General features: G+C 68.9%; 24 protein-coding genes. 16 read left to right on the forward strand and 8 right to left on the reverse strand.

Annotated elements, in window-relative coordinates:
- Positions 1-44: 44 nt before the first annotated feature.
- The 8 genes from ACLBX9_RS00565 (at position 45) to ACLBX9_RS00600 (ending at position 9,428) form a co-directional block, all read left to right on the forward strand.
- A complete protein-coding gene (locus ACLBX9_RS00565; protein ID WP_158168450.1) occupies positions 45-788 on the forward strand; it encodes a (Fe-S)-binding protein in 744 nt (247 codons plus the stop codon).
- On the forward strand, positions 785-2,356 hold the full coding sequence (locus ACLBX9_RS00570; RefSeq protein ID WP_158168448.1) for a lactate utilization protein B: 1,572 nt from the start codon (positions 785-787) through the stop codon (positions 2,354-2,356). The genes ACLBX9_RS00565 and ACLBX9_RS00570 overlap by 4 nt, the downstream gene beginning before the upstream one ends.
- Positions 2,353-2,946, forward strand: a complete 594-nt coding sequence (locus ACLBX9_RS00575; RefSeq protein ID WP_447717534.1) for a LutC/YkgG family protein — start codon at positions 2,353-2,355, stop codon at positions 2,944-2,946. The genes ACLBX9_RS00570 and ACLBX9_RS00575 overlap by 4 nt, the downstream gene beginning before the upstream one ends.
- Before the next feature lie 269 nt (positions 2,947-3,215).
- On the forward strand, positions 3,216-4,076 hold the full coding sequence (locus ACLBX9_RS00580) for a transglutaminase-like domain-containing protein (RefSeq protein ID WP_158168444.1): 861 nt from the start codon (positions 3,216-3,218) through the stop codon (positions 4,074-4,076).
- Positions 4,077-4,139: 63 nt separating this feature from the next.
- On the forward strand, positions 4,140-5,519 hold the full coding sequence (locus tag ACLBX9_RS00585; protein ID WP_447717535.1) for an ethanolamine ammonia-lyase subunit EutB: 1,380 nt from the start codon (positions 4,140-4,142) through the stop codon (positions 5,517-5,519).
- On the forward strand, positions 5,516-6,307 hold the full coding sequence (gene eutC, locus ACLBX9_RS00590) for an ethanolamine ammonia-lyase subunit EutC (protein ID WP_447717536.1): 792 nt from the start codon (positions 5,516-5,518) through the stop codon (positions 6,305-6,307). The genes ACLBX9_RS00585 and eutC overlap by 4 nt, the downstream gene beginning before the upstream one ends.
- A 501-nt stretch (positions 6,308-6,808) precedes the next feature.
- Complete coding sequence (ilvD, locus tag ACLBX9_RS00595; protein ID WP_447717537.1) at positions 6,809-8,539, forward strand: dihydroxy-acid dehydratase; 1,731 nt, start codon at positions 6,809-6,811, stop codon at positions 8,537-8,539.
- Complete coding sequence (locus ACLBX9_RS00600; RefSeq protein ID WP_447717538.1) at positions 8,526-9,428, forward strand: tetratricopeptide repeat protein; 903 nt, start codon at positions 8,526-8,528, stop codon at positions 9,426-9,428. The genes ilvD and ACLBX9_RS00600 overlap by 14 nt, the downstream gene beginning before the upstream one ends.
- 7 nt (positions 9,429-9,435) lie before the next feature.
- Here ACLBX9_RS00600 and ACLBX9_RS00605 read toward each other — a convergent pair whose 3' ends face one another.
- The gene (locus tag ACLBX9_RS00605) at positions 9,436-10,059 is read right to left on the reverse strand and encodes a glutathione S-transferase family protein (protein WP_447717539.1); all 624 of its coding nucleotides are present in this window, start codon (positions 10,057-10,059) and stop codon (positions 9,436-9,438) included.
- 27 nt (positions 10,060-10,086) lie between these two features.
- Positions 10,087-10,881, reverse strand: a complete 795-nt coding sequence (xth, locus tag ACLBX9_RS00610; RefSeq protein WP_447717540.1) for an exodeoxyribonuclease III — start codon at positions 10,879-10,881, stop codon at positions 10,087-10,089.
- Positions 10,882-10,987: 106 nt separating this feature from the next.
- Here xth and ACLBX9_RS00615 point away from each other — a divergent pair, with 106 nt between their 5' ends.
- The 3 genes from ACLBX9_RS00615 (at position 10,988) to glpX (ending at position 14,237) form a co-directional block, all read left to right on the forward strand.
- Positions 10,988-11,674: a ceramidase domain-containing protein gene (locus tag ACLBX9_RS00615; RefSeq protein WP_447717541.1), complete on the forward strand. Its 687-nt coding sequence runs from the start codon at positions 10,988-10,990 to the stop codon at positions 11,672-11,674.
- Between the two features lie 109 nt (positions 11,675-11,783).
- Complete coding sequence (locus ACLBX9_RS00620) at positions 11,784-13,100, forward strand: homoserine dehydrogenase (RefSeq protein ID WP_447717542.1); 1,317 nt, start codon at positions 11,784-11,786, stop codon at positions 13,098-13,100.
- Between the two features lie 153 nt (positions 13,101-13,253).
- Positions 13,254-14,237: a class II fructose-bisphosphatase gene (gene glpX, locus ACLBX9_RS00625; protein ID WP_447717543.1), complete on the forward strand. Its 984-nt coding sequence runs from the start codon at positions 13,254-13,256 to the stop codon at positions 14,235-14,237.
- 27 nt (positions 14,238-14,264) lie between these two features.
- Here the strand turns inward: glpX and ACLBX9_RS00630 are convergent, their stop codons facing one another.
- Positions 14,265-15,200 (reverse strand): L,D-transpeptidase, encoded by a 936-nt coding sequence (locus tag ACLBX9_RS00630; RefSeq protein ID WP_158168426.1) that lies wholly within the window; start codon positions 15,198-15,200, stop codon positions 14,265-14,267.
- Between the two features lie 481 nt (positions 15,201-15,681).
- Between ACLBX9_RS00630 and ACLBX9_RS00635 the strand changes: the two genes are divergently transcribed.
- From ACLBX9_RS00635 to ACLBX9_RS00650, 4 genes are all read left to right on the forward strand, one after another.
- Positions 15,682-16,932, forward strand: coding sequence for an MFS transporter (locus ACLBX9_RS00635; protein ID WP_447717544.1), 1,251 nt, complete (start codon positions 15,682-15,684; stop codon positions 16,930-16,932).
- A 224-nt stretch (positions 16,933-17,156) separates the two neighbouring features.
- On the forward strand, positions 17,157-18,449 hold the full coding sequence (locus ACLBX9_RS00640; RefSeq protein ID WP_158168422.1) for an MFS transporter: 1,293 nt from the start codon (positions 17,157-17,159) through the stop codon (positions 18,447-18,449).
- Positions 18,450-18,455: 6 nt separating this feature from the next.
- On the forward strand, positions 18,456-19,676 hold the full coding sequence (locus tag ACLBX9_RS00645) for a CaiB/BaiF CoA transferase family protein (protein ID WP_447717545.1): 1,221 nt from the start codon (positions 18,456-18,458) through the stop codon (positions 19,674-19,676).
- A 23-nt stretch (positions 19,677-19,699) separates the two neighbouring features.
- Positions 19,700-20,512, forward strand: coding sequence for an enoyl-CoA hydratase/isomerase family protein (locus tag ACLBX9_RS00650; protein ID WP_158168418.1), 813 nt, complete (start codon positions 19,700-19,702; stop codon positions 20,510-20,512).
- 9 nt (positions 20,513-20,521) lie between these two features.
- Here the strand turns inward: ACLBX9_RS00650 and ACLBX9_RS00655 are convergent, their stop codons facing one another.
- The 4 genes from ACLBX9_RS00655 to dctP form a co-directional block, all read right to left on the reverse strand.
- The gene (locus ACLBX9_RS00655) at positions 20,522-20,989 is read right to left on the reverse strand and encodes a YbaK/EbsC family protein (protein WP_447717546.1); all 468 of its coding nucleotides are present in this window, start codon (positions 20,987-20,989) and stop codon (positions 20,522-20,524) included.
- A gap of 220 nt (positions 20,990-21,209) precedes the next feature.
- On the reverse strand, positions 21,210-22,562 hold the full coding sequence (locus tag ACLBX9_RS00660; protein ID WP_447717547.1) for a TRAP transporter large permease: 1,353 nt from the start codon (positions 22,560-22,562) through the stop codon (positions 21,210-21,212).
- Positions 22,559-23,233 carry a TRAP transporter small permease gene (locus ACLBX9_RS00665; protein ID WP_158168412.1) on the reverse strand — a complete coding sequence of 225 codons (675 nt, stop codon included), beginning with the start codon at positions 23,231-23,233 and terminating at the stop codon, positions 22,559-22,561. The genes ACLBX9_RS00660 and ACLBX9_RS00665 overlap by 4 nt, the downstream gene beginning before the upstream one ends.
- Positions 23,230-24,252 carry a TRAP transporter substrate-binding protein DctP gene (gene dctP, locus ACLBX9_RS00670; RefSeq protein ID WP_158168410.1) on the reverse strand — a complete coding sequence of 341 codons (1,023 nt, stop codon included), beginning with the start codon at positions 24,250-24,252 and terminating at the stop codon, positions 23,230-23,232. Before dctP ends, ACLBX9_RS00665 begins: the two co-directional genes overlap by 4 nt.
- Before the next feature lie 195 nt (positions 24,253-24,447).
- Here dctP and ACLBX9_RS00675 point away from each other — a divergent pair, with 195 nt between their 5' ends.
- Entirely contained in the window at positions 24,448-25,101 is a 654-nt protein-coding gene (locus ACLBX9_RS00675) for a GntR family transcriptional regulator (protein ID WP_158168408.1), read from the forward strand.
- Between the two features lie 72 nt (positions 25,102-25,173).
- Here the strand turns inward: ACLBX9_RS00675 and ACLBX9_RS00680 are convergent, their stop codons facing one another.
- Entirely contained in the window at positions 25,174-25,854 is a 681-nt protein-coding gene (locus ACLBX9_RS00680; RefSeq protein ID WP_158168406.1) for a GntR family transcriptional regulator, read from the reverse strand.
- Between the last annotated feature and the right edge of the window lie 50 nt (positions 25,855-25,904).

A 25,904-nucleotide genomic window follows, 5' to 3' on the forward strand; every position in this document is an offset into this window, starting at 1 on the left:
CCGTTCCAGACCAGTGGAATGGCGATCCAGGGAGGTGCCGGACCATGCGGGTCGGCCTGTTCGTGCCGTGCTACGTCGACGCCTTCGAACCGGAGGTCGGGATTGCCACGCTGGAGCTGCTGGAGCGGCTCGGTTGCACGGTCGAATACCCGTTCGACCAGACCTGCTGCGGACAGCCCATGACCAACACCGGCTGCCATGCCGAGGCGGCCGCCACCGAAGCGCTGTTCGTGAAGAACTTCTCCGGCTTCGACTACGTCGTGGCGCCTTCCGGATCCTGTGTCCATCAGGTCCGCGAGCACCTGACGGCGATCCCGCAGACCGACGAAGTCCGCCACGTTCGTGCCAGCACCTATGAGCTGGTGGAGTTCCTGCACGACGTCCTCGAGGTGGAGTCGCTCCCCTGGGCGCGCTTTCCCCACAAGGTCGCCTACCACACCAACTGCAACGCCCTGCGCGGCATCCATCACGCGCGTCCGTCCGAACTGGTGAAGCCCTATTATTCGAAGCCCCTGGACCTTCTGCGCCTCGTCGACGGTGTCGAACTGGTCGACCTCGCCCGGCCCGACGAATGCTGCGGCTTCGGCGGCACCTTCTCGGTGTTCGAGCCCGCGGTCTCGGCCAAGATGGGCTACGACAAGGTCGCCGATCAGAACCGGGCCGGCGCCCAGTACGTCGTGTCGGCGGATTCCTCGTGCCTGATGCACCAGAAGGGCTGCGCCGAGCGCCTGGGTCTGCCGCTCAAGTACATTCACATCGCGCAGGTGCTGAACGGAGCCGCCGCATGAGCGCCGAGGATCTCAACCCGCGCGAGCGCGAGGGCGTCATCCATCCAGAGGTGCGCGCCCGCCACGACGAGAGCGAGCGCTCCCAGGACGGAGCCCGGCTCCAGCACGCCGAGGCCGCCTCGAAGCCGATCCGCGCCCCTAAGGTCCGCGAGCCGCAGCCCCGCGGCGCCAAGATCCGCGGCGATCGCCCGATCAACCAGGCCGAGGCCGCCGAGCGCTTCCTCGCCGCGCCCCTGCACCAGGCCGCCCACGACGAGCGCCTGTGGGATCTGCGCAAGAAGCGCGACGCCTCCGCGCACGGCATCCCCGAGTGGGAGGAGCTGCGCGAGCTCGCCTCGCAGATCAAGACCCACACGCTCAGCCACCTCGACCGCTACCTCGAGCAGTTCGAGGCGGCCGCGAAGGCCAACGGCGTCCACGTCCACTGGGCGAAGGACGGCGCCGATCACAACCGGATCGTCCTGGAGATCCTGCGCAGCCACGGCGCCCGGACGCTGGTCAAGTCGAAGTCGATGCTCACCGAGGAGTGCGGCTTCCGCCACCACATGGCGGCCAACGGGATCGAGGTGATCGAGACGGATCTCGGCGAGCGGATCCAGCAGCTCGACAACGAGGAGCCCAGCCACGTCGTGGCTCCGGCGGTCCACAAGACCCGGATGGACGTGGCAGAGGTCTTCGCCAAGACGCTGGGCACCGACCCCGACAACGACGACGCCCACTATCTCGCCGAGAGTCAGCGGGAGACGACCCGGCCCTACATCCTGAAGGCCGATGCCGGCATGACCGGGTGCAACTTCGCCATCGCGGAGACCGGCTCGGTGGTCACCTGCACGAACGAGGGCAATGCCGACCTGTCCGGCAACGTGCCGCCGCTGCAGATCCACTCGATCGGCATCGAGAAGATCATCCCGAAGGTCGAGCACCTCGGTGTCTTCATCCGCCTGCTGTCGCGCTCGGCGCTCGGCTCGCCCATCACCCAGTACACCTCGCATTTCCGCGCGCCGCGGGCGGGCACCGAGATGCACATGGTGCTGGTCGATAACGGCCGCTCCGAGAGGCTCGGCATGGAGGAATTCTGGACTTCCTTGAAATGCATCCGCTGCGGCGCCTGCATGAACACCTGCCCGGTCTACCGCCGCTCGGGCGGTCTGTCGTACGGGGCGACGTATTCGGGGCCGATCGGCCTGATCATCGATCCGACCTTCAACAAGCGGAAGTACTCGACGCTGCCGTTCTCCTCGACGATGAACGGGTCCTGCACCAACGTCTGCCCGGTGAAGATCAACATCCACGAGCAGATCTTCGCGTGGCGCAAGGTCTTGGTCGAGGAGCACCAGATCCCGGCGCTCAAGCAAGGCATGATGAAGGCTGCAGGCGCGGTGCTGTCGCGCCCGGCGGCCTACCGGGCGGCGATCGGCGCGGCGGATTCCGCCCTCAAGGTGCTGCCGCGCTTCGCCGTCTACAACCCGCTCAACACCTGGGGGAAGAAGCGCGAGATGCCCGACGCCCCGCGCCAGACCTTCCACGCGTGGTACAAGCAGAACCGCATGAAGGACACGGGTCGATGAGCGCCCGCGACGCCATCCTGGCCGACATCCGCAGGAACCGGCCGGCGGGCGATTTCCCGCTGCCCGAGGTTCCGATCTTCGCGCCGCTGATCGGTGACGATCGCGTGGCGGAGTTCGGTGAGCGGCTGAAGCGCATGGGCGGCCGGATGGCCGAGCCCGGCGCCGACGACGTCTTCGCGGCCGTGCGCGAGCGGCTCGACGCCGCCAAGGTCGTCGCCTCGGCGGTGCCGGAACTCGCCGGAAACCGCGACCTGCGCGGCATTCGTGCCCCGCAGGAGGTCGAGGACGTCGACATCGCGGTGGTCCGCGCGGTCTTCGGAATCGCCGAAACCGGCTCGGTCCTGTTCACCCAGGACCAGCTCATCGTGAACGCGGTGGCCTACCTCGCCCAGCACCTCGTCGTGCTGCTCGATCCCGCCGACATCCTGCCGAACGTCCAGGCGGCCTATCGCCGACCCGAATTCGGCAATTCGGCCTACGCGGTGCTGCACACCGGCCCCTCCGCGACCGCCGACATCGAGGGCGTGCTAATCCACGGCGCGCAGGGCGTGCGGTCGCTGACGGTTCTGTTGCTGCCGAGAGGCGCCTGAGAACACGTCTGATCCGGTGTCCCACCCCACGCCCTCATCCTGGGGTGCCGGAGCGCAGCGCAGGCGTCGATGGAGCTTTCCAGCCCGCCATGCGATCCCTGGAGGCTCCTTCGAGGCCCGCTGACGCAGGCACCTCAGGATGAGAGCGCGGCCTGGATTTCGAATCGCGCGCGGATCGGCTCCGAAAGAGGATCCGCGCGCCGGAACTTCGCTTCAGGCGCGTCCCTTGCTTGGACGATGGAGAGGCCGTCGTCCGGCAAGGAGATCCGATGCGCTACACGCTTGGTTGCAGCCTGTCCTACAACATCCTCTCGGACACCACCTTCATCTTCAACCTGGAGGTGGCCAAGCTGAAGAGCGTCGAGATCCTGAGCGAGAGCTTGGTCCTGACGCCGAATCTGAAGCGCGATCTCTACGTCACGCCCGACCTGCAGAACCGCTATCTCGGCGTCAACGTGCCGACCGGCCAGTTCGCGCTGGAGTACAATGCCGAGGTCGACCTCACGGTGCACCGGGCTGATCCGGCGACCATCAACGAGACGCCGATCGGGCAATTGCCGCTCGATATCCTGCCGTTCCTGCTGCCGAGCCGCTTCGTCTCCTCCGACCGGCTGACCCCGTTCGCGCAGGCCGAGTTCGGCGCCCTGCCGAAGGGGCATGCCCGGGTCAACCAGATCTGCAACTGGATCCACGACCACATCACCTATCAGCCCGGCACCAGCGACGGTGAGACCACCGCGGACGAATCGCTGCTGAAGCGGGCCGGCGTCTGCCGGGACTTCGCGCATATCGGCACGGCCTTCTGCCGGGCACTGGGCATCCCGGCGCGCTTCGTGAGCTGCTACGCCCACGGCCTCGTCCCCAGCGACTTCCACGCGGTGTTCGAGGCCTATCTCGACGGCCGCTGGTGGCTGTTCGACGCCACCCGCCAGGCCGATCTCGACGGTCTGGTCCGCATCGGCGTCGGGCGGGATGCCGCCGAGATCGCCTTCTCCACGCCCTTCGGCAACATGCAGCCGGTCAACCAGCAGGTCCGCATCCAGCGCACGGACGGGCAGGGCAGCCCGATGCCCCGGACGGTGGATGCGATTTCGACCGAGATCCCGGCGCCCCATGCCGGCGCGGCCTGAGCGGACATCGGCCCCGGATCGCCCTATCCTGTGATCCGGTGATCCTGCCCGGGAGCGAACCGCATGGCCTATCGTCACGTCGTCGGCCCCCGCACCCACGCCTTCGCGGACCTCGCGGCGCTCATGGCCAAGGCGACCCCGGTCCGATCCGGTGATCGCCTCGCCGGGATCGCGGCCGAGTCCGCGGAGGAGAACGCCGCTGCACGCTGGTGCCTCGCGGAGGTTCCGGTCGCCGACATCCTGGCGCGGCCGCTGATCCCCTACGAGAGCGACGACGTCACCCGGCTCATTCTGGACGGGCACGACGCCACGTCGTTCCAGGAGATCGCACACCTCACCGTGGGTGACTTCCGGGAATTCCTGCTCACCGCTTCGACGGAGACGCTGACCCGGATCGCCCCGGGGATCACCCCCGAGATCGCCGCCGCGGTCTCCAAGATCATGCGCAATCAGGATCTGATCTCGGTGGCGCGGAAATGCCGGGTGGTGACCCGCTTCCGCAACACGATCGGCCTGCCCGGCACCCTGGCGGTACGCCTGCAGCCGAACCATCCGACCGACGATCCGAAGGGGATCACGGCCGCGGTCCTCGATGGTCTGGCGCTCGGCTGCGGCGATGCCGTGATCGGCATCAACCCGGCCTCCGATTCCGTGCAGGCGATCGGCGATCTGCTCCAGCTTCTGGATACGCTGATCCGCCGGCACGCGATCCCGACCCAATCCTGCGTGTTGACGCACGTCACCACGACGCTCGCCGCCATGGAGCAGGGCCTGCCGGTCGACCTCGTCTTCCAGTCGATCGCCGGAACCGAGAAGGCCAACGCCAGCTTCGGCGTCACGCTGCCCATCCTGAAGGAGGCGCACGAGGCCGCGCTCGCGCTCAGACGGGGGGCGCTCGGCGACAACTGCATGTACTTCGAGACCGGCCAGGGCTCGGCGCTCTCGGCGGACGCCCATCACGGCATCGACCAGCAGACGCTGGAGGCGCGGGCCTACGCGGTGGCACGGGCGTTCCGGCCGCTTCTGGTCAACACCGTCGTGGGCTTCATCGGCCCGGAATACCTCTACGACGGCAAGGAGATCATTCGGGCGGGCCTGGAGGATCACTTCTGCGGCAAGCTCATGGGCGTGCCCCTCGGCGTCGACGTCTGCTACACGAACCACGCCGAGGCCGATCAGGACGACATGGACACGCTGCTGACGCTCCTCGGGGCGGCCGGCTGCACCTACATCATGGGCGTGCCGGGGGCCGACGACGTGATGCTGAACTACCAATCCACATCGTTCCACGACTCCCTCTACCTGCGCGAGGTGCTCGGCCTGAAGCGCGCGCCCGAATTCGAGGCTTGGCTGCACGCGCTCGGCCTCACGGACGGGACCGGTGCCTTGGTCCCGGGTGCCGAAGCGCCGCTCCTGACATCCGCGCCGGACCTCGCGGCATGAGCGACCCGGCCGCGATCTGGAGTCGGCTCGCCGGCCTGACGCCCGCCCGGATCGGCCTCGGCCGCGCCGGCAGCGGCCTGCCGACTCGGGAGGTGCTGCGCTTCGGACTCGACCACGCGCAGGCCCGCGACGCGGTCCATGCGCCTCTCGACGAGCCGGCGCTCACCCGCGCCCTCACGGATCTCGGTCTCGCTCCGCTGACGGTCGGTTCGCAGGCGCCCGATCGGGCGACCTATCTGCGCCGGCCTGATCTCGGCCGCAGGCTCGCCACCGAGGATCGCGCCGTGCTCGAGGCCCGGGCTGCCAAGGCCGACCTCGCCATCGTGGTCGCGGACGGCCTCTCGGCTCGGGCGGTGCATGAGAACGCCGCGCAGCTGGTTTCGGCGTTCAAGCCGCTCGTCGACAAGGCCGGATGGACGCTGGCACCGGTCGTCATCGCCCGGCAGGCGCGGGTCGCTCTCGGCGACGAGATCGGCCACGCCCTTGGCGCCCGCGCAGTCGCCGTGCTGATCGGCGAGCGCCCGGGCCTCTCGTCCCCCGACAGCCTCGGCATCTATCTCACCTTCGGTCCCCGGGCGGGCCGCTCGGATGCCGAGCGCAACTGCATCTCGAACGTGCGGCCAGCCGGGCTGACGCACGATCGCGCGGCGTTCAAGCTTCACTGGCTGCTCGATCGCGCGCTGGCTGTCTGCCTCACCGGGGTGACGCTCAAGGACGAGAGCGACCGCGCCCTGATTGACGCGACCGCCGCCTCGGTTCTGCCCGGTCCGGCGCACCCATCGGCATAGATGTCGTCGCGAACTCCGTGCCGGTCCGACGGCGCGGTGGAAGCTTCGGCACAAATCAGGTCCGGCCGCCCGGACGCCTCAAGTAGTCGCGTCCCAGCATCGCCGGGGAGCGACTGCGTCGCGTCCGCCGCGCTTTGCGGCTGGGAAGCGCGCGGCATCGTCAGAGAAGTCTTGGTATCTCGACGCCATCGGCGATCGCGGCGGAATTATCCTTAACCTTCTCCAACGCGGCGAAAACACCGTAAGCGTGGCTGTGGCGAGGTCGCAACACCGTAAAACGATCCCGGCTCCGCCCTCAGACCTGCCCGTAAACGCCGCGATCCCGCCATAGTCGGGGCCCACCTCAACAACCGCGGTAAACGACAATTTCGACAACGATTTACCGATCGGAAACGGGGACTTCCCGAGACGCGGACGGCTTTTCCGGCACATCGCGAACGGCGGTGTGCCGCGGTCTCTCGCACCCTCGGGATTGGCTGCGCGAAGGCTTTGTCTGAGGTCATGGTGACGCGTTTGAACGACAAGTCGAAGCTGCCGAGCCGCCACGTCACGGAGGGGCCGGACCGCGCCCCGCACCGTTCCTATCTCTACGCCATGGGTCTGACCCGCGAGCAGATCCACCAGCCGCTGGTCGGCGTCGCCTCCTGCTGGAACGAGGCTGCGCCCTGCAACATCTCGCTGATGCGCCAAGCGCAGGCGGTGAAGAAGGGCGTCGCTGCGGCCAACGGCACGCCGCGCGAGTTCTGCACCATCACGGTCACCGACGGCATTGCCATGGGCCATGGCGGGATGCGCGCCTCCCTGCCGTCCCGGGAGGTCATCGCCGACTCGGTCGAGCTGACCATGCGCGGGCACGCCTACGACGCCCTCGTCGGCCTCGCCGGCTGCGACAAGTCGCTGCCCGGCATGATGATGGCGATGGTGCGCCTCAACGTCCCGTCGATCTTCATCTACGGCGGCTCGATCCTGCCCGGCTCGTTCCGCGGCAAGCCGGTGACCGTGCAGGACCTGTTCGAGGCGGTCGGCAAGGTCGCGGTCGGCGACATGAGCCTGGAGGATCTCGACGAGCTGGAGCAGGTCGCCTGCCCCTCGGCCGGCGCCTGCGGCGCGCAGTTCACCGCCAACACCATGGCGACCGTGTCCGAGGCGATCGGCCTGGCGCTGCCCTACTCGGCCGGCGCCCCGGCCCCCTACGAGATCCGCGACAAGTTCTGCGCCACCGCCGGCGAGAAGGTGATGGAGCTGCTCGCCAAGCAGATCCGCCCGCGCGACATCGTCACCCGCAAGGCCCTGGAGAACGCCGCCACGGTGGTCGCCGCCTCGGGCGGCTCGACCAACGCGGCCCTGCACCTGCCGGCCATCGCCCACGAGTGCGGAATCGAGTTCACGCTGTTCGACGTGGCTGAGATCTTCCGGCGCACCCCTTACATCGCCGATCTGAAGCCCGGCGGGCGGTACGTCGCCAAGGACATGTTCGAGGTTGGCGGCATCCCGCTGCTGATGAAGACGCTCCTCGACCACGGCTTCATGCACGGCGACTGCCTGACGGTCACCGGCCGCACCATCGCGGAGAACATGGACCGGGTGACCTGGAACCCGGACCAGGACGTCGTCTACCCGGCCAACAAGCCGATCACCCCGACCGGCGGCGTCGTCGGCCTGAAGGGCAACCTCGCCCCCGAGGGCGCGATCGTGAAGGTCGCCGGCATCCCGGCCGAGAAGCAGGTCTTCACCGGCCCGGCCCGCGTGTTCGACGGCGAGGAAGCCTGCTTCGAGGCCGTGCAGACACGCGCCTACAAGGAAGGCGACGTGCTCGTCATCCGCTACGAGGGGCCCCGCGGCGGCCCCGGCATGCGCGAGATGCTGTCCACCACCGCGGCCCTCTACGGGCAGGGGATGGGCGACAAGGTCGCCCTCATCACCGACGGGCGTTTCTCCGGCGCCACGCGCGGCTTCTGCGTCGGCCATGTCGGGCCCGAGGCGGCCGTGGGCGGACCGATCGGCCTGATCCGCGACGGCGACGTGATCACCCTCGACGCCATCCAGGGCACGCTCAGCGTCGCCCTGTCGGACGACGAGCTCGCCGAACGGCGCAAGGCCTGGACGCCGCGGACCAACACGGCGACCTCGGGCTATCTCTGGAAATACGCCCAGGGCGTCGGGCCCGCCCTGTACGGCGCCGTCACCCATCCGGGAGGTGCCAAGGAGACGCAGACCTATGCGGACGTCTAGGACTGACCTCAGCCGGCGCAGGGCGCCGGCCGGGGCCGATCCCGGTCGGTTCCGGTCTGCCAGGATGATCGCCGTCGCCGCCTGGGCATTCGCTGCGATCGCGCTGCCGGCCGGTGCGCCCCACGCCCTCGACGCAAACGTGCGCACGCCCGTCCAGGTGCCCGTCGCGGACAAGAGCTACCGCTCGGCCAAGGACGCGCTCCGGGCCGGGATGCGCGAGTACAATGCCGGCGACAAGCAGGGCGCCGCCCGGGCGCTCGAATACGCGGCCGGGCAGGGTCACGCCCTGGCGTTGTGGAAGCTCGGCCGCATGTATGCCGACGGCGACGGCGTGCCGCATGACGACCTGAAGGCGTTCGAATTCTTCTCCCGGATCGCCGATGCCAGCACTGACGACGGGCCCGATCCGCAGAACTCCGCCGTGCTTGGCAGCGCGTTCACGGCGCTGGGCACCTACTTCCTCGAGGGGATCAAAGGCAGCTACGTGCGCCCGAACCCCGAGCGCGCCTACGACATGTTCAACTACGCGGCGTCCTACTACGGCGACCCCAACGCGCAGTACAACCTCGCCCGGCTCTATCTCGACGGCACCGGAGTCGAGGCCGATCCGCGGCAGGCCGCGCGCTGGTTCAACCTCGCCGCCGAGAAGGGCCATCACCCCGCGCAGGCGCTGCTGGGCGACATGCTGGTCAACGGTCTCGGCGGCATTCCCGTGCAGCGCGTGAAGGGTCTGATGTGGCTGTCCCTCGCCCGCGAGGGCGCGGAAGGCCGCAAGGACGATTGGATCGTGGCCCTCTACGAGAAGAACTGGGCGGCCGCCAACGAGGACGACCGCGCCGAGGCCCAGACGCAGCTCCAGACGGTGGGCTCGATCAAGCGGCGGCGCTGACCGCCGCTCAAGCCTTCGCCGCCGCGATCGCTGCGACGAAGGACGGCCGCTCCAGGGTCGCCGAGACCCATGCGGCGAGCTTCGGCCAGCGCGCGTCGTCGACCGTGACCTTCGCCAGGCGGAGGTTGTGGAACGGTGCCGCCACGGCGATGTCGGCGATGCTGAACGTGCCGGCGACGAGGCAGGGCCCCTCGATCTGCGACTCCAGGTAATCGAACAGCGGCGGCAGCGCCGTGTCGACGGTCCGCTGCGCCAGCGCCTCGTCGCCCTCCGTCTTGAACAGGCGAGGCTTGAGGAAGCGCTCGACGAACGGGATCAGCACCTGCCGGGTCAGCTCGCATTCCCCGAACTTCTCGAACCAGCGGGCGCGGGCGAGGCTCTGCGCGTCCGTCGGGATGAGCGCCGGTTGCGGATGCCGGCATTCGACATAATCGATGATCGCGCTCGAATCGGCCAAGCGGAAGCCGTCTTCCTCGAGGGCCGGGATCTTGCCGAGGGGGCTCGCCGCCCTGAAGCCCGGATCGCTTGAGTGGAAGCCGACCGGCCGATGCTCGAACGGGATGCCCTTCTCGATCAATGCAACGAGAACTTTGCGCACGTAAGGCGAAACGCTGCTGCCGTAGACGATCATCGTGTGGGCCCCCCTGGATCCGGCGTCTCAGCCCGCCGATAGCTCAACCGTGACTGGAACATGATCGGACGGCTTGTCGAGGCCGCGCAGGTGCTTCTGCACGGAGGCCGCGACCAGACGATCCGCCGCCTGGGGCGACAGGAGAAGGTGGTCGATGCGGATGCCGGCATTCCGCTGCCAGCAACCGGCCTGATAGTCCCAGAACGTGTAGAGCCCATCCCGCGGATCGCAGGCGCGCAGGCCGTCGGTGTAACCTTCGGCCAGCAGGGCCCGGAACGCCGCGCGGCTCTGCGGCAGGAACAGGGCGTCCGAGCGCCACGCCTCGGGGTCGGCCGCGTCCGCCGGCTCGGGGATGACGTTGTAGTCGCCGGCCAGCACCACCGCGGTCTCGTCGTCCAGCAGCCCGCGCGCATGCAGCCGCAGCCGCTCCAGAAAAGCCAGCTTGTAGGGGTACTTCGGGCTGGCCACCGGATTGCCGTTCGGCAGATAGATCGACGCCACTCGCACCGGCTGCGTCTCGGGTCCGGAGACGAGAGCCTCGATGTAGCGGGCCTGCTCGTCCTCGGAATCGCCCGGCAGGCCGCGCCGGACCTCGGCCACGGCCAACGGCTTGCGCACCAGCAGCGCCACGCCGTTATAGGCCTTCTGTCCCAGCGTCTCCACCGCGTAGCCCGCCGCCTCGACCTCGGCGCGCGGGAAGGCCTCATCCTGGCATTTCAGTTCCTGCAGGCAGACGACGTCGGGCCGCGCCTCGTCCAGGAAGCCGAGCAGATGCGGAAGCCGCTGCTTGATCGAATTAACGTTCCAGGTGGTGATCCGCATCGCCTCGCTTCCGCTCGCCGCAGGGTCGTCATCCGCGCTTCGCGCCGCGCTGACAAGGCCATCCCGGCGCCATCCCGGCGCAAGGTCACGGATCTAGGGAGACCGGATGGATTGGTACGAGCCGATCAGGGCCTATTGCGAACGGGGCAGCGCCGGATTCTGGGCCGAGCCCGCGAACGCGTTGTCTAACGGGGCTTTCCTGCTGGCCGCCGCGGCGGCGGCGTGGCGCGCGTTCAAGGCCGAACCGCCGGACCGGATCTGCCTCGGCCTCGCCGGGCTGATCGCGGTGGTCGGTGTCGGCTCGTTCCTGTTCCATACGCTGGCGGTTTACTGGTCGATGCTCGCCGACGTGATCCCGATCGCGCTGTTCATCTACGCCTACTTGGCGCTCGCCCTGCGCCGCTTCCTGAGGTTGGCCCCGCTACGGGTCGCCGCCGCAATCGCCGGATTTGCCCTGTTCGGCTTCGCGCTGGCACCGACACTCGACGGGCTGACCGGAACCGACGTCTCCCGTCTGACCAACGGCTCGATCGACTACCTCCCGGCGCTGCTGGCCCTGTTCGGCACGGCCTGGGCCGCGACAGGCCGGCCGGAGGAGCGCCTGTTGCGCACCGGCCGTCGGCTTGGCGGCATTGGTGTGCTCTTCCTGATCTCGCTCGCCGCCCGCACCGCCGATCAGGCCGCCTGCGTCGTGGTCGCTACGGGCACGCATCCCCTCTGGCACGTCCTGAATGCCCTCGTACTCTACGCCCTCGTGGCGACGGCGATCCGGCATCGGGAGATTGCCGGATGAGCGGGCCATCGGCGGCGGGCGGTTTCCTTGCGGGCGGCCCGGATTTCTTGCAGAAGTGCGCCGCATCGGGCGCCCGTCCCATCGCGGTCGCCCGGGCATGGAAGGGGTCATGACAGTGAGCTTTCGCCTCGGGATCGCCGGGCTCGGCACCGTCGGTGCGTCGGTGGTCCGGATGGTCGAGCGCCGCCGCGCGGCCCTCGCTGCGGCCGGCCTCGACATCCGCGTCGCCGCGGTCTCCTCGCGCGACCGCAGCCGCGACCGGGGCCTCGACCTCTCGGGCGTCGCGTGGTTCGACGATCCGGTGGCCCTGGCGCGCTCGGGCGACGTCGACTGCGTCGTCGAGCTGATCGGCGGGGCCGAGGGCGCCGCGAAGGCCGTGGTCGAGGCGGCCCTCGATGCCGGCAAGCCGGTGGTCACGGCCAACAAGGCGCTCCTCGCGCGCCACGGTGCGGCGCTGGCGGCCCGTGCCGAGGAGAAGGGCATCGCACTCGCCTTCGAGGCGGCGGTGGCCGGCGGGATCCCGGTGATCAAGACCTTGCGCGAAGGGCTCCCCGGCAACACGATTTCGCGCGTCTACGGGATCCTCAACGGCACCTGCAATTACATCCTCAGCCGCATGGAGCGCGAAGGCCTGACGTTCGAGGCCTGCCTCAAGGACGCGCAGGCGCTGGGCTACGCCGAGGCGGATCCGACCTTCGACGTCGAGGGATTCGATACGGCCCACAAGCTTGCGCTTCTCACGAGCCTCGCCTTCGGCACCGCGGTCGACGCCGAGGGGGTCTCGGTGGAGGGCATCTCCCGGGTGCAGCCCCTCGACCTGCGCATGGCGGACGAACTCGGCTACCGGATCAAGCTGCTGGGCGTCGCGCAGGCCGCCGAGGCCGGGATCGAGCAGCGGGTCCACCCGACCATGGTGCCGAAATCCTCGGCCATCGCCCAGGTGATGGGCGTGACCAACGCCGTGACCATCGACGCCGACGCCGTCGGCGAGCTGACCCTGATCGGGCCCGGTGCCGGCGGTGAAGCGACGGCCTCGGCTGTGGTGGCCGACATTGCCGACGTCGCACGCGGCATCGTGCGGGCGACCTTCGGCATACCGGCCGCCGCAATGCGCGCCAGCGAGCGCGTCGAGATGCAACGTCATGAGGGCGGCTACTACATCCGCCTCACGGTTCATGACCGTCCCGGGGTCGCGGCGGGCGTCGCGCAGCGCATGGCCGAGCGCGAGATCTCGCTGGAGAGTATCCTGCAGCGCCGCACGGAGGGGGCTGAGACCGATCCCCGCGGCCGCTCCGGCCGACCGGTGCCCCTCGTGCTGATCACCTATGCGGCGACGGAGGGCAGCATCCGTGCGGCCCTGGACGCCATCGGTGCCGACGGCCTGCTCGCCGAGCCCCCGCAGGTCATCCGGATCGAGCGGGAGTAACGATCGGGGATTCGCCCACCTGTGGGCGCCGTCCCGGACTTAATGCATGATATTGGGCCCCGGTAAGCGGGGCTTAGGCTGAACGTCCGCCGCTCGACGGCGTTCAAAACGGGACCCGACTTCAAGATCGGGCCCGGACAAAGGCAGGAAACGATGGCTGACGCCCCCAGGTCCGCGCAACGCGGCGTTCCACGCACGCTTGCCCTCGAACTCGCGCGCGTGACGGAGCGCGCCGCGATCGCGGCCGCCCGACTGCGCGGCAAGGGCGACGAGAAGGCCGCCGACCAAGCCGCGGTCGACGCGATGCGCGACGAACTCAACACTCTCCCAATCCAGGGAACCGTGGTGATCGGGGAGGGCGAGCGCGACCAGGCGCCGATGCTGTTCATCGGGGAGAAGCTCGGACGCGGCGATGGGCCCGAGGTCGACATCGCGGTCGATCCGCTGGAAGGCACGACGCTCTGCGCGAAGGACATGCCCGGGGCCATCGCGGTGATGGCGATGGCCGAGCGCGGCTCGCTGCTCGCCGCGCCGGACGTGTACATGCAGAAGATCGCCGTCGGCCCGGGCTATCGGCCGGGTATCGTCGACCTCGACGCCACCCCCACGGAGAACATCGCGGCGCTGGCCCACGCGAAGGGCGTCGATCCGCAGCAGATCACCGCGCTGATCCTCGACCGGCCCCGGCACGCGGCGCTGGTCGCGGAGGTCCGGGCCGCCGGCGCCGCCGTGCGCCTGATCTCGGACGGCGATATCGCCGGCATCATCTTCACCGCCAGTCCCGAGGAGACCGGGATCGACCTGTATCTCGGTACCGGCGCGGCGCCCGAGGGCGTCCTCGCGGCCGCCGCCATGCGGTGCATCGGCGGCCAGATGCAGGGCCGGCTGATCCTCGACACGCCGGACCGGCGCCGTCGGGCCAGCGAGATGGGGATCGCGGATCTCGACCGGAAATACGACCTCACCGACCTTGCCAGCGGCGACGTCATCGTTGCCGCGACCGGCGTAACGGACGGCGCGCTCCTGCGCGGCGTGCGGTTCAAGACAGACCGGATCCAGACGGAGACGCTGGTCTATCGCTCCGAGGCGGGCACCGTCCGCCGTATTCTCGGCGAGCACCGGCGCGGGCTGAGTTAGACGCAGCCCGCGCCGGTTCGCCTGGGCTCAGTTCAGGACGACCACCTTGGTGCCGACGTTGACGCGGCTGAACAGGTCGATCGCGTCCTGATTGATCATCCGGATGCAGCCCGAGGACACGCTCTTCCCGATGGAGAACGGCTCCAGCGTGCCGTGGATGCGGAACAGCGTGTCCTTGTTGCCCTGCCAGAGGTACATGGCCCGGGCGCCGAGCGGATTGCGCAGGCCGCCCGCCACGCCGAGCCCGCTCTGCAGCTTGTCGACCTCGCTCGCGAGCTTCGGGCTGCGGGCGATCATCTCCTTGGGCGGATACCAATCCGGCCATGCCTGCTTGGAGTTGACCGTGGCGGTGCCGGACCAGGAGAAGCCCTGCTTGCCCACGCCCACTCCGTAGCGCCGTGCCCGGCCGTTCTGTTCCACCAGCGTCAGCTGGTGCGCCCGGGGATCGACGATGATCGTCCCGGGCTCGTAGGGCCCGTGATAGGCGATCTCCTGCCGCAGGAACGCGGGGTTCATCTTCTTGTAATTGAAGGCCTGGATCGGGAAGACGTCGTCGGCGACCGGTCCGTAGGCCTTCGCGTAGTCGATCGGCTCGTTGTCGGGCGCACGGAGCACGGCCTTGGCCTTCGCGGCCTCGATCGGCGACAGGCCTTCGGCGGCCGGTGCGGTGCCCGGGCGGGCCGGCACGGCCGGCGGCGCGTCGAAGTCGGCCGCGGCCGGCGGAGGAGCGGCCGGCGCCCGCGGGCCGGGGCGGACGAAGTCGGTGCGACCCGTATAAGGCAGGTAGCGGTCGCCCCGCCGCACGTAATACGCGCCGTTCTGGTCCTGGTAGAGCTGCCCGTCGTCGCCGAAGCCGTCGATCCCGGACTCCGCGACCGGGCCCCGGCCCTGGGCTTCAGCAGTCGAAGCCAGCGCGAGAAGTGTGAAGCCGGCCAGCAGAAGGCCGCGGATTGGGGCGGACATGGTACGAATTTCCCTGGATGGCGTCACCGGGCTGTGCGACGGTGCGCGATCGAGCCGGCCGGCACGAAGTCGTTGGGCAGCTCAATCCGCGGCTTAGCAAATATCGCGCATCGCCGCCAAGTTGCCGCAAGCGTTGTCGGGCCGTCTCGAGGGTCTGGCGACCACTTTCTCCCAACGGGTGTTGCGGCTGTGCCTCAACGGTGCGCCGCCCCGGCCGGCGGGCCGACGCCCGTTTGCTCGGCACGACCTGCCTTGAACCGAGGCACTCGAAGGACGTGATCCGGGCCGGCTCCGGCAAGAGGCCATACCGCCATCGCTCAATCGCGCGAGGTCCGAAGCTTGGCACGCTCGCTGCATTGCCGCACTGGCCGCGCCTGCTGCGGCGGCGGAGCAACGGCGCTCCAAACAGCGGACGGTGTGAGTCCGGATCCCCGGCATGAGCGACCGCGTGACGGTTCGCCCTTTCAAGACGAGCACCTCTATGGCCAGCTTCAAGACCGTGATGAAGTCGGGTCACCCCCCGACGCTGTTCGCCGCCTTCCTGTATTTCGATTTCTGCTTCGCGATCTGGGTCCTGAACGGCGCCATGGGCCCGTTCATCACCGAGACTTACAAGCTGACCCCGGCTCAGACCGGTTTCATGATCTCCCTGCCGATCCTGGCGGGCGCGCTCATGCGCTTCCCGCTCGGGGTTCTGGCCCAATATATCGGCCGCAAGAACGCCGCGATCACCGAGATGACCGTGATCATGCTGGCGATGGCCTACGGATACCTGTTCGTCTCCTCGTACAACGACGTGCTCGCCATGGGAGTCCTGCTTGGCATCGCGGGCGCCTCGTTCGGCGTGGCGCTGTCGCTGGGCTCGGGCTGGTTCCCGCCGGAGCACAAGGGCCTGGCCATGGGGATCGCGGGTGCCGGCAATTCCGGAACCGTGCTGGCGGTTTTGTTCGCGCCGCCGCTGGCGCAGGCCTACGGCTGGCAGGCCACCTACGCCTTCGCCGGCGTGGTCATGCTGCTGCCGCTCGCGGTCATGATCGTGCTGGCCAAGGAGCCGCCGGATTGCGAGCACCAGTCCTTCAAGGAGCATGTCTCCTGCCTGTTCACGAAGGACGGCTGGGCCTTCTCGCTGATCTACGTGATCACCTTCGGCGGCTTCGTCGGCCTGTCGAACTTCCTGCCCACCTTCTTCTATGAGCAGTTCGCCGTCACGAAGGTCGAGGCCGGGCGTCTGACCATGCTGGCGGCCTTCATGGGCTCGGGCATCCGGATCGTCGGCGGGTACTTCGCCGACCGGATGGGCGGGATCGCGGTCCTCTCCGTCGTGTTGCTCGCGGCGATCGCCACGTTCCTGTCGCTGACCGCGACCCCGTCGCTCGCCCTCACCACGATCCTGTTCATGCTGTGCTTCGCGGCGCTCGGCGCCGGCAACGGCGCGCTGTTCCAGCTCGTGCCCCTGCGCTGGCCCACCAACACCGCGGTGGCCGGCTCGATGATCGGCGAAGTCGGCGCCCTCGGCGGCGCGATCCTGCCGAACGTGATGGGCCTGTCCAAGCAGTATACCGGCTCGTTCTCGATGGGCTTCATCGGCTACGCCGCCTTCACCGCCCTGGTGCTCGGTTGCCTCGCCCTATGGCAGCGCAAATGGGTCGGGAGCTGGGTCGGGCCGCGCGGCAAAGCTCTCGGGACCGCCGCGGAGGCGGAACAGGGTCAGCTCCGGCCCGCCACCGCCTGACCACATCCTCCAGGCCGCAGCAGCGCGGCATTGGACGCGGGGACCCCGGCGGTCCCCGCTCTCGCTTGCAGGCAATCCGCACGTTTCACCTGAAGGATGCAGTTCAGCGGTTGCCTTCCGGCTCCGGAACCGTTTGAATAATGCATTACGAGAGAGCGCCCGACCCTGCGGTCGAGGCGCCCGACGACCGCGCGCGGCGGCGTCCACAGGTGGAGGAACGGTCGATGTCGAAGCGCATCAGCGCCACGAATGGCGTGCTCGGCCTGCTCTGCGTGATGTATTTCATCACCTATCTGGACCGGGTGAACATCGCCACGGCCGGCGCAGAGATCATGCGCGACTTTGGCATGTCCAAGACCGATTTCGGCCTGATCCTGTCGGCTTTCGCCTATCCCTACGCGATCTTCCAGGTGATCGGCGGCTCGGTGGGCGACAAGTTCGGCGCACGGCGCACGCTGCTCGCCTGCGGCGTGATCTGGGCCGCGGCCACGATCCTCACCGGCATGGTCGGTGGGCTGGTGAGCTTGTTTCTGGCGCGGGTGCTCCTCGGCTTCGGCGAGGGCGCGACCTTCCCGACCGCGACGCGTGCCATGCAGAATTGGACCGCGCCCGGCCGGCGCGGCTTCGCGCAGGGCATCACCCACGCCTTCGCCCGCCTCGGCAACGCCGTGGCCCCGCCGATCGTCGCGTTCCTGATCTACCATTTCGGGTGGCGGACCAGCTTCGTGATCCTCGGTGCCGTGAGCTTCATCTGGGTCGCGATCTGGTGGCTCTACTTCCGCGACGATCCTTCCGAGCACCCGGCGATCACCCGCGCGGAGCTGGAGACGCTGCCCCCACCCCGCAAGGTCGGCGCGAAGCAGAGCGTGCCGTGGGGCGCCCTGACCCGGCGGATGCTTCCTGTCACCGTCACGTATTTCTGCTACGGCTGGACGCTGTGGCTGTTTCTCGGCTGGCTTCCGAGCTTCTTCAAGGAGAATTACGGCCTCGACCTGAAGAACTCGGCGCTGTTCGCCTCCGGCGTGTTCTTCGCTGGCGTGGTCGGCGACACGGTCGGCGGGATGCTGAGCGACTCCATCCTGCATCGGACCGGCAAGGTGAAGCTCGCGCGTCTCTCGGTCATCGTGGTCGGGTTCCTCGGCGCGGCCGCGAGCCTCGCCGGCGTGTTCATGACGCGCGATCTGACGCTGGTGGCGCTCCTCCTGTCGTCCGGCTTCTTCTTCGCCGAGCTCGTGATCGGGCCGATCTGGTCGGTGCCGATGGACATCGCGCCGAAATATGCCGGGACGGCGAGCGGCCTGATGAACACCGGCTCGGCCATCGCGGCGATTGTCTCGCCGATCGTCTTCGGCGTCATCGTGGACATGACGGGAAGCTGGACCCTGCCGTTCGTCGGCTCGATCGGCCTCTGCTTGCTCGGCGCCGGCCTCGCCTTCACGATGCATCCCGAGCGGGAGTTCGTGGAGCCCGCGACGGGACCCGTCGCCCCGGCCGCGACCGTGACGGCAGGAGAGTAGCGGAGGATGGCAGCATCCAGTGGACGGTCCGGTCCCCTCGCCGGAATGCGGGTGATCGAACTCGCGCACATCATGGCCGGCCCAGTCTGCGGGCTGATGCTCGCCGACATGGGCGCGGAGGTAATCAAGGTCGAGAAGATGGACGGCGACGACACCCGCCGCACGGTGCCGCCGGCTCTCGAGGGCGAGAGCGCCGCCTACATGATGATGAACCGCGGCAAGCGCGGCATCAGCCTCGACCTGAAGGATCCGGACGGGGTGGGCGTCCTGCGCCGCCTGCTCAAGGGCGCCGACGCGCTGATCGAGAACTACCGCGGCGGCACGATGGAGCGCCTGGGGATCGGATACGAGACCCTGCGGCAGGAATTTCCGGCGCTTGTCTACTGCTCGCTCTCGGGCTTCGGTCGCACCGGGCCCTACGCCGACCGCGCCGGGTTCGACCTCGTGGCGCAGGGCATGAGCGGGCTCATGTCGGTGACGGGCGAGGGGGCCGGCCGTCCGCCGATGAAATGTGGGCCGCCGGTGACCGACATCACCGCCGGCATCCTAGCCGCCATGGGCGTGCTGGCGGCCTATTCCAACCGCCTCCGGACCGGAAAGGGGCAGGCGGTCGACACGTCCCTGTTCGAGGCGGGGATCACCCACACCTACTGGCAGTCGGCCATCGCCATGGCGACCGGCACCGCCCCCGGCCCGATGGGCTCGGCCCATCCGCTGAACGCACCCTACGAGGCATTCGAGACCGCCGATGGCTGGATCACCATCGGGGCCGCCAACCAGACCAACTGGCTGCGGCTTCTGAAGGCGATCGGGGCGGACGCGCTCGCCGAGGATGAGCGCTTCGCCCATAATCGGGACCGGATGGCGAACCGGCACGAGCTCGCCGCGACCCTGGCGCCGGTGTTCCGGGAGCACGGCTCGGCGGAATGGCTCGCGCGCCTGGAGGCGGGGGGCGTCCCGGCCGGCCCGGTGCTGGACGTGAACGCCATGCATCGGGACCCGCAGACGCTGGCCCGGGAGATGGTTGTGGAGGTCAATCACCCGCGCGTCGGGCCGATGAAGACCCTCGGCCTGCCGGTGAAGTTCTCCGACACGCCCGGGCGCGTGCACGGGCCGGCCCCGTTGCTCGGCGAGCATTCCCGGGCGATCCTGGCGGAGGCTGGCTATTCGGCCGCCGAGATCGACGGCCTGATCGCGCGGGGAGTGGTCCGCGAGACCGCGGCCTGACCCCGCCGAACGGAGACCGTGCCATGAAAGCCGCGCCCGCGACCGACGAGCTGCTGTTCACCACGGACGAGGGCGGCATCGCCCGCATCGTCCTCAACCGGCCGCAGGCCCGCAACGCGATGACCTTCGCGATGTACCAGGGCCTCATCACCTGCTGCGACGCGATCACCGACGACCCGAATGTCAAGGCGCTGATCATCACCGGGGCCGGCGACAAGGCCTTCGCGGCCGGCACCGACATCGGCCAGTTCCGCAGCTTCAGCACCGCCGAGGACGCGCTGGGCTACGAGCGGTTCATGGATCGCGTGCTCGGCACTCTGGAGCGGCTGCGCGTGCCGACCATCGCGGCGATCGCCGGCGCCTGCACGGGCGGCGGCGCGGCGATCGCGGCGGCCTGCGACCTGCGCATCGCCACCCGTGATGCGCGCTTCGGCTTCCCGATCGCGCGGACGCTGGGCAACTGTCTGAGCCAGGGCAACCTCAAACGGCTCTCCGGTCTCATCGGCGCGGCGCGGGTCAAGGACATCATCTTCACGGCACGCCTCGTCGGCGCCGAGGAGGCGCTGGCCATCGGGCTCGTGGGCGAGGTCGTCGATGACCGCGACGCGCTCACCGAGCGGGTCGATACCCTGGCGCAGCTGCTGGCCGGACACGCACCGCTCACCATGCAGGCGACCAAGGAAGGGCTGCGGCGCCTCGCCGAGGAGGAGGCGCCCGCCGATGGCGCGCCGCATCCGGGTGATGACCTGATCCTCATGTGCTACATGAGCCAGGATTTCCGCGAGGGCATGGAGGCCTTCCTGGGCAAGCGGCCTCCGAACTGGACCGGCCGCTAGGCGCCGCCTTCAGCCGGTTTCCTGGCAGACATCGACCCAGGTGGCGGCGGTGAGCGCGGCCATCCGCTCCGGCGCGATCCGGACCGCGCTGTGCGTGCTGCCGGCGGCCGGCACGACCTCGTCGAACGCCTTGAGCGAGACGTCGCAATAGACTGGCAGCGGCGCGACGAGCCCGAACGGGCACACGCCGCCGACGGGGTGGCCGGTGATGGCCTCGACCTCTGCCAGATCGAGCATCCGCACCTTGCCGCCGAGGACTGCCTTGGCTTTCTTGTTGTCGAGCTGCGCGTCACCGCGGGTCACCACCAGGACGACCTGATCGCCGACCCTTAGCGAGAGGGTCTTGGCGATCTGCGCCGGGGCGACGCCGTGGGCTGCGGCGGCCTCCGCCACGGTTGCGGTGCGGGTTTCGAGTTCAAGGACCGCGATATCGGGCGCCTTCTCGGCGAAGAATGCCCGGACTGAGGCGAGACACATGGCGGATCCTGGGACGCCGAACGGTGTGGGCGTTCACCTAAGCTGGGGCCGTTCGAGTCGCGACCGAAGTCTGGCTTCGCTTCGCGCATGGCGGGGCAGCGGAGTTGCACGCCCTCTTGCTAAGCGGAGTGCAACCCGCGCCGCCTCTCTCCCTCTCCCGCGAAGGGGGGGAGGGGGTGCGCGGCGGCCTCCGCCTTCAGACGGCCACCGCGCAAAATGCCTACCGCGTCGACGTCAGCAGCAGATCCGGCAGCCACATGGCGATCCCCGGCACGAGACAGAGGATCAGAATCGCCACCGCCATCAGCAGCACGAACGGCAGCGTGCCCCAGATGATGTCGGACAGCGGGATGTCCGGCGCGATGTTCTTGATGACGAAGATGTTGAGGCCCACCGGCGGGTGGATCAGCCCCATCTCCATCGTGATGGTCATCACCACGCCGAACCACACGAGATCGAAGCCCGCGGCCTTGAGCGGCGGCAGGATGATCGGCGCCGTCATCAGGATGATCGACACCGGCGGCAGGAAGAAGCCCAGCACGATCACCAGCGACAGGATCGTGACCAGCAGCACCCACGGCGAGAGCTGCATCGCCACGATCGCCTGCGCGGCCGATTGCGAGATGTGCAGGTAGCTCATCACGTAGGCGTAGAGCAGCGACATGCCGATGATCAGCATCAGCATCGTCGATTCCCGCAGCGTGGCGGTCAGGATCGGGCTGACGTCTCGGAACCGCCAGACGCCGTAGATCGCGGCGATCAGCGCCAGCGCCATGAGGCCGCCGAGGCCCGCCGTCTCGGACGGCGTGGCGTAGCCGCCGTACAGCGCCACCATCACGCCGGTCAGCAGGACCACGAAGGGCAGCACCCTCGGCAGCGTCGAGAAGCGCTGCGCCATGCTGTACTGCTCGTCCGCCAGGATCGGCGAGGCCGGGCCGCCGCGCTCCAGGGCCGCCTTCGCGGTCGCGTATTCCGAGCGGAAGCGGATCATCGACCACGCTGCGAACAGCCCGACCAGCAGCAGCCCCGGGCCGATCCCCGCGAGGAACAGCCGGCCCAGCGACTGCTCGGCCGCAACCGCGTAGAGGATCATGGTGATCGAGGGCGGCAGCAGGATACCCAAAGTGCCGCCGGCCGCGATGATCCCGGCCGCGAAGCCCGGCGAGTAGCCGCGCTTGCGCATCTCGGGGATGCCGGCCGAGCCGATGGCCGAGCAGGTCGCAGGGCTCGATCCCGCCATGGCGGCGAACAGCGCGCAGGCGAAGACGTTGGCGATGCCGAGGCCACCGGGGATGCGGTGCATCCAGGCATGCATGGCCGAGTAGAGATCCTGGCCCGCCCGGGACCGCCCGATCGCCGCGCCCTTCAGGATGAAGAGCGGGATCGACAGCAGTGTGATCGAGGCCATCTCTTCGTAGACGTTCTGCGCCACCGTATCGAGGGAGGCGCCCGGCATGAACGCCACCATGAAGGCCAAGGCCACGAAGCCCAGCGCGAACGCGATGGGGATGCCCGACAGCATCGCGCCGAGCGTGGCGCCCGCGTACAGGAAGCCGATCGCGGCCGTGCTCATCGTTTACCCTTCGCGGTGACCGTTTGGCCCATCGGATCCGGACCTTCCGGAGCCAGGGTCTGGTTCAGATCGGCGCCGAGCCCGATCTTCGGCTTGGCCCAACCGGCCGCGCGGGGACCGTAGGCCAGCGCCTCCGCGATCTGGAGGGCGAATTGCAGGCAGAGCAGGCTCATGCCGACCGACATGAGCGTGTAGGGGATCCACAGCGGCGGTCCCCAGGTCGATTGCGACACTTGGCCGTCGACCCAGGCCTCATGGTCGAGTGACCAGCTCTTCCAGGCGAAGAACAAGCAGAAGGCGAGGCTGACGCAATCGGCCAGCAGCAGCCGCACCCGGTTGGCGGCCGGGGGCAGCAAACCCGTCAACGCCTCGATCGCCACGTGGCCGCGCTTGGCCTGGACGCCGGCCGCGGACAGGAAGGTCGCGCCGATGATCAGGAACACCGCCATCTCGTCCTGCCACTCGGTCGGCTCCTTCAGCAGGTAGCGGACGACCACGCTGTGGGTCAGGACGAGGCAAGCCGCCACGAGGCACAGGCCGCCGAGCCCCAGGATCACCCGGTTCAGGAGCCGCATCGTCCGGTCCAGGACGCCAAGCAGCCCCGGCAGCCGGGGCTCGTCCGCGGCCCGGGCGTCCGGAGCCGCGGTCGCCGCGTCGAAGCCGTGGCTCACGCGACCTGCTCCGCGAGCTTGAGCAGCTCCGCGCAGTTCGCGTTCTTGCCGGCGTAGTCCTTCCAGGCGGTGCTCCGCGCGAGGTCGCGCCACTGACCGAGCGACTTCTCGTCGAGTTGCGAGACCTTGGCGCCCGCCTTGGTGAAAATCTCCTCGACGCGCGTGTCGTCCTCCTTGGCGCCGGCCTGCCCGAAGGCTTCGAGCTCGGTGCCGACCGCCATGATCAGGTCCTGCTGATCTTTCGGCAGGCCGGAGAACACGGTCTTGGACATCATGATCGGCTCGAGCATGAACCAGTAGGACCGCTCCCGGCCGGAGGTGAGCGCCTTGGCCAACTCTTCCAGGCGGAAGGAGATCAGGCTGGTGGACGAGGTGATGACCGCGTCGCAGGCGCCCGTCTGCATCGCCGCGTAGGATTCGTTCGACGGGATCGAGAGGGTGGCGGCGCCCGCCTCCTTCATCATCATGTCCATCTCGCGGGAGCCGCCGCGGACCTTCATGCCCTTGGCGTCGGCCGGAGCGACGAGCGGACGCTCGCGGCTGGCGACGCCGCCGGCCTGCCAGACCCAGGAGACAAGGATGATGCCCTTGGAATCGAGGATCTCGGCGAGCTTGCGGCCCACCGGGGCGCCCTTCCACGCCACGGCCTGGGCGTAGGAAGTCACTAGGGCCGGCATCAGGCCGATGTTGAGCTCAGGCACCTCGCCGCCCGCATACGGGCTCGGGTAGAGCGACATGTCCAGCGCGCCCTTGCGCATGGCGCCGAACTGCGCGTTCGTCTTCATCAGCGAGGAGCCGGGATAGACCTGGACCTCAAGCGCGCCCTTCGAGCGCTCGCTCACGGCCTTGGCGAACTTCCGGCACATGCGGTCCCGGAAATCGCCTTCGTCGATCGTCCCGCCGGGGAACTGGTGGGACAGCTTCAGCGTCGTGGCCGCACGCGCCGATCCGAGGCCGAATTTCAGGACCATCGGTGCCGCGAGGGCGGTCCCAACGAACGCGCGACGAGTTGGCGTCATGATACTCTCCCGCGCCGCAAACAAAGCGGCCGAATATTGTGCGATGCAATATTGCGCCGCTTCGTTGTATGCATGAAAGAGCGTCTTGTATATTTTGTCAACGCGCCTGCATAATGTCGCCGCGTGTCAGCCGTCTGACAGCGGGGCGGCGCGAGGAGGTGCGCAGCCCCGGACCCTGGGAAAGGTCATCGCAGAATGAGCCACGCCCAGCGTTTGAGACAACGGATCGAAGACGAGATCGTCTCCGGCGAGCTTGCGCTCGGTTCGCGCCTCGACGAGAACCAGCTCGCGGCGCGGTTCGGGGTTTCCCGTACTCCGATCCGGGAAGCGCTGCTGCAACTGGCCGTTACCGGCCTCGTGCAGACCAAGCCCCGGCGGGGTGCGATCGTCAGCGCGCCCGAGCCTCATCTTCTGCTCGCCATGTTCGAGACCATGGCGGAGATCGAGGCGGCCTGCGGCCGGCTCGCGGCGCGACGCTTCGGGACCGACGACGCCGCGGCACTGCGTTCGGCCCTCGATGGCTGCCGGAGCGCCCTCGCGACGTCCGACACCGAGGCCTACTACGCCGAGAACTACGTGTTCCACCGGGTGGTGTACCGGGCGAGCCACAACGCGTTCCTGGCGGAACAGGCCCTCTCGCTGCATCGCCGGCTGGCGCCCTACCGCCGCCTGCAGCTGCGCGTCCGGCAGCGCCTCCCCCAGTCGCTGGCCGAGCACGAGGCGATCGTCGACGCCATCCTCGCCGGGGACGAGACCCGGGCCGCCGACGCGCTGCGCAGCCACGTGGTCGTGCAGGGCGACCGCTTCACCGACCTCGTGGCCGGCCTGCGCGCACCGAGCGCGGCCTGAGCGTCACGCCGTCCGATCCGGGCAGGCTTGGGAGATCCTGCAGTCTGGCAGACGGGAAGCGCGAGCCGCGTCTCAGGCGTTCTCCGCGTCTCCGTAATTCGCCGCGATCACCGATTTCTTCCCGCGGATGTGCTCGCGCATCAGCACGGCCAGGGCCGCGCCGTCGCGGGCGCGCAGCAGTTCGATCATCCGCTCGTGCTCGGCGACCGCGCGGGCCCATTGTTCCGGCGTCTGGTGGGCGGAGTAGCGCGAGCGTTGGATGCGGCCCGACAGGCTCTCGTAGATGTTCGCCAGGATCGTGTTGCGGCTCGCCGCCATGATGCCTTCGTGGATCCGGCGGTTGTGGCTGAAGTAGCCGGCCTCGTCGCCCGCCTTCCACGCGCGCACCATCGCCTCGTGATCGACGAGGAGTGCGTCGATCTCGGCGTCGCTGATGGTCCGGCAGGCGAGATCTCCGGCGGTTGCCTCGAGACCGGCAATCACCTCCATCATCTCCTCAAGCTCGGTGTCCGAGATGCTGGCGACGCGCGCGCCCCGGTTCGGGAGCAGTTCGAGCAGGCCCTCCGTGGCGAGGATCTTGATCGCCTCGCGCAGCGGCGTACGCGAGATGCCGAACCGCTCCGTCAGCTCACTCTCGTTGATCCGGGCCTTCGGTTCCATCTCGCCGGACCGGATCAGGTCACGCATCCGCTCCGCCACCTCGTCGTGCAGGTAGCGGCGGCTGATACCGATCCCGGGCTCGATCTTGTTCATGGTCCCCCGACACACGGCAGGTCGAAATGACCTGTGTCCCTTGTGTAGGT

This window comes from Methylobacterium sp. A49B (assembly GCF_053346215.1).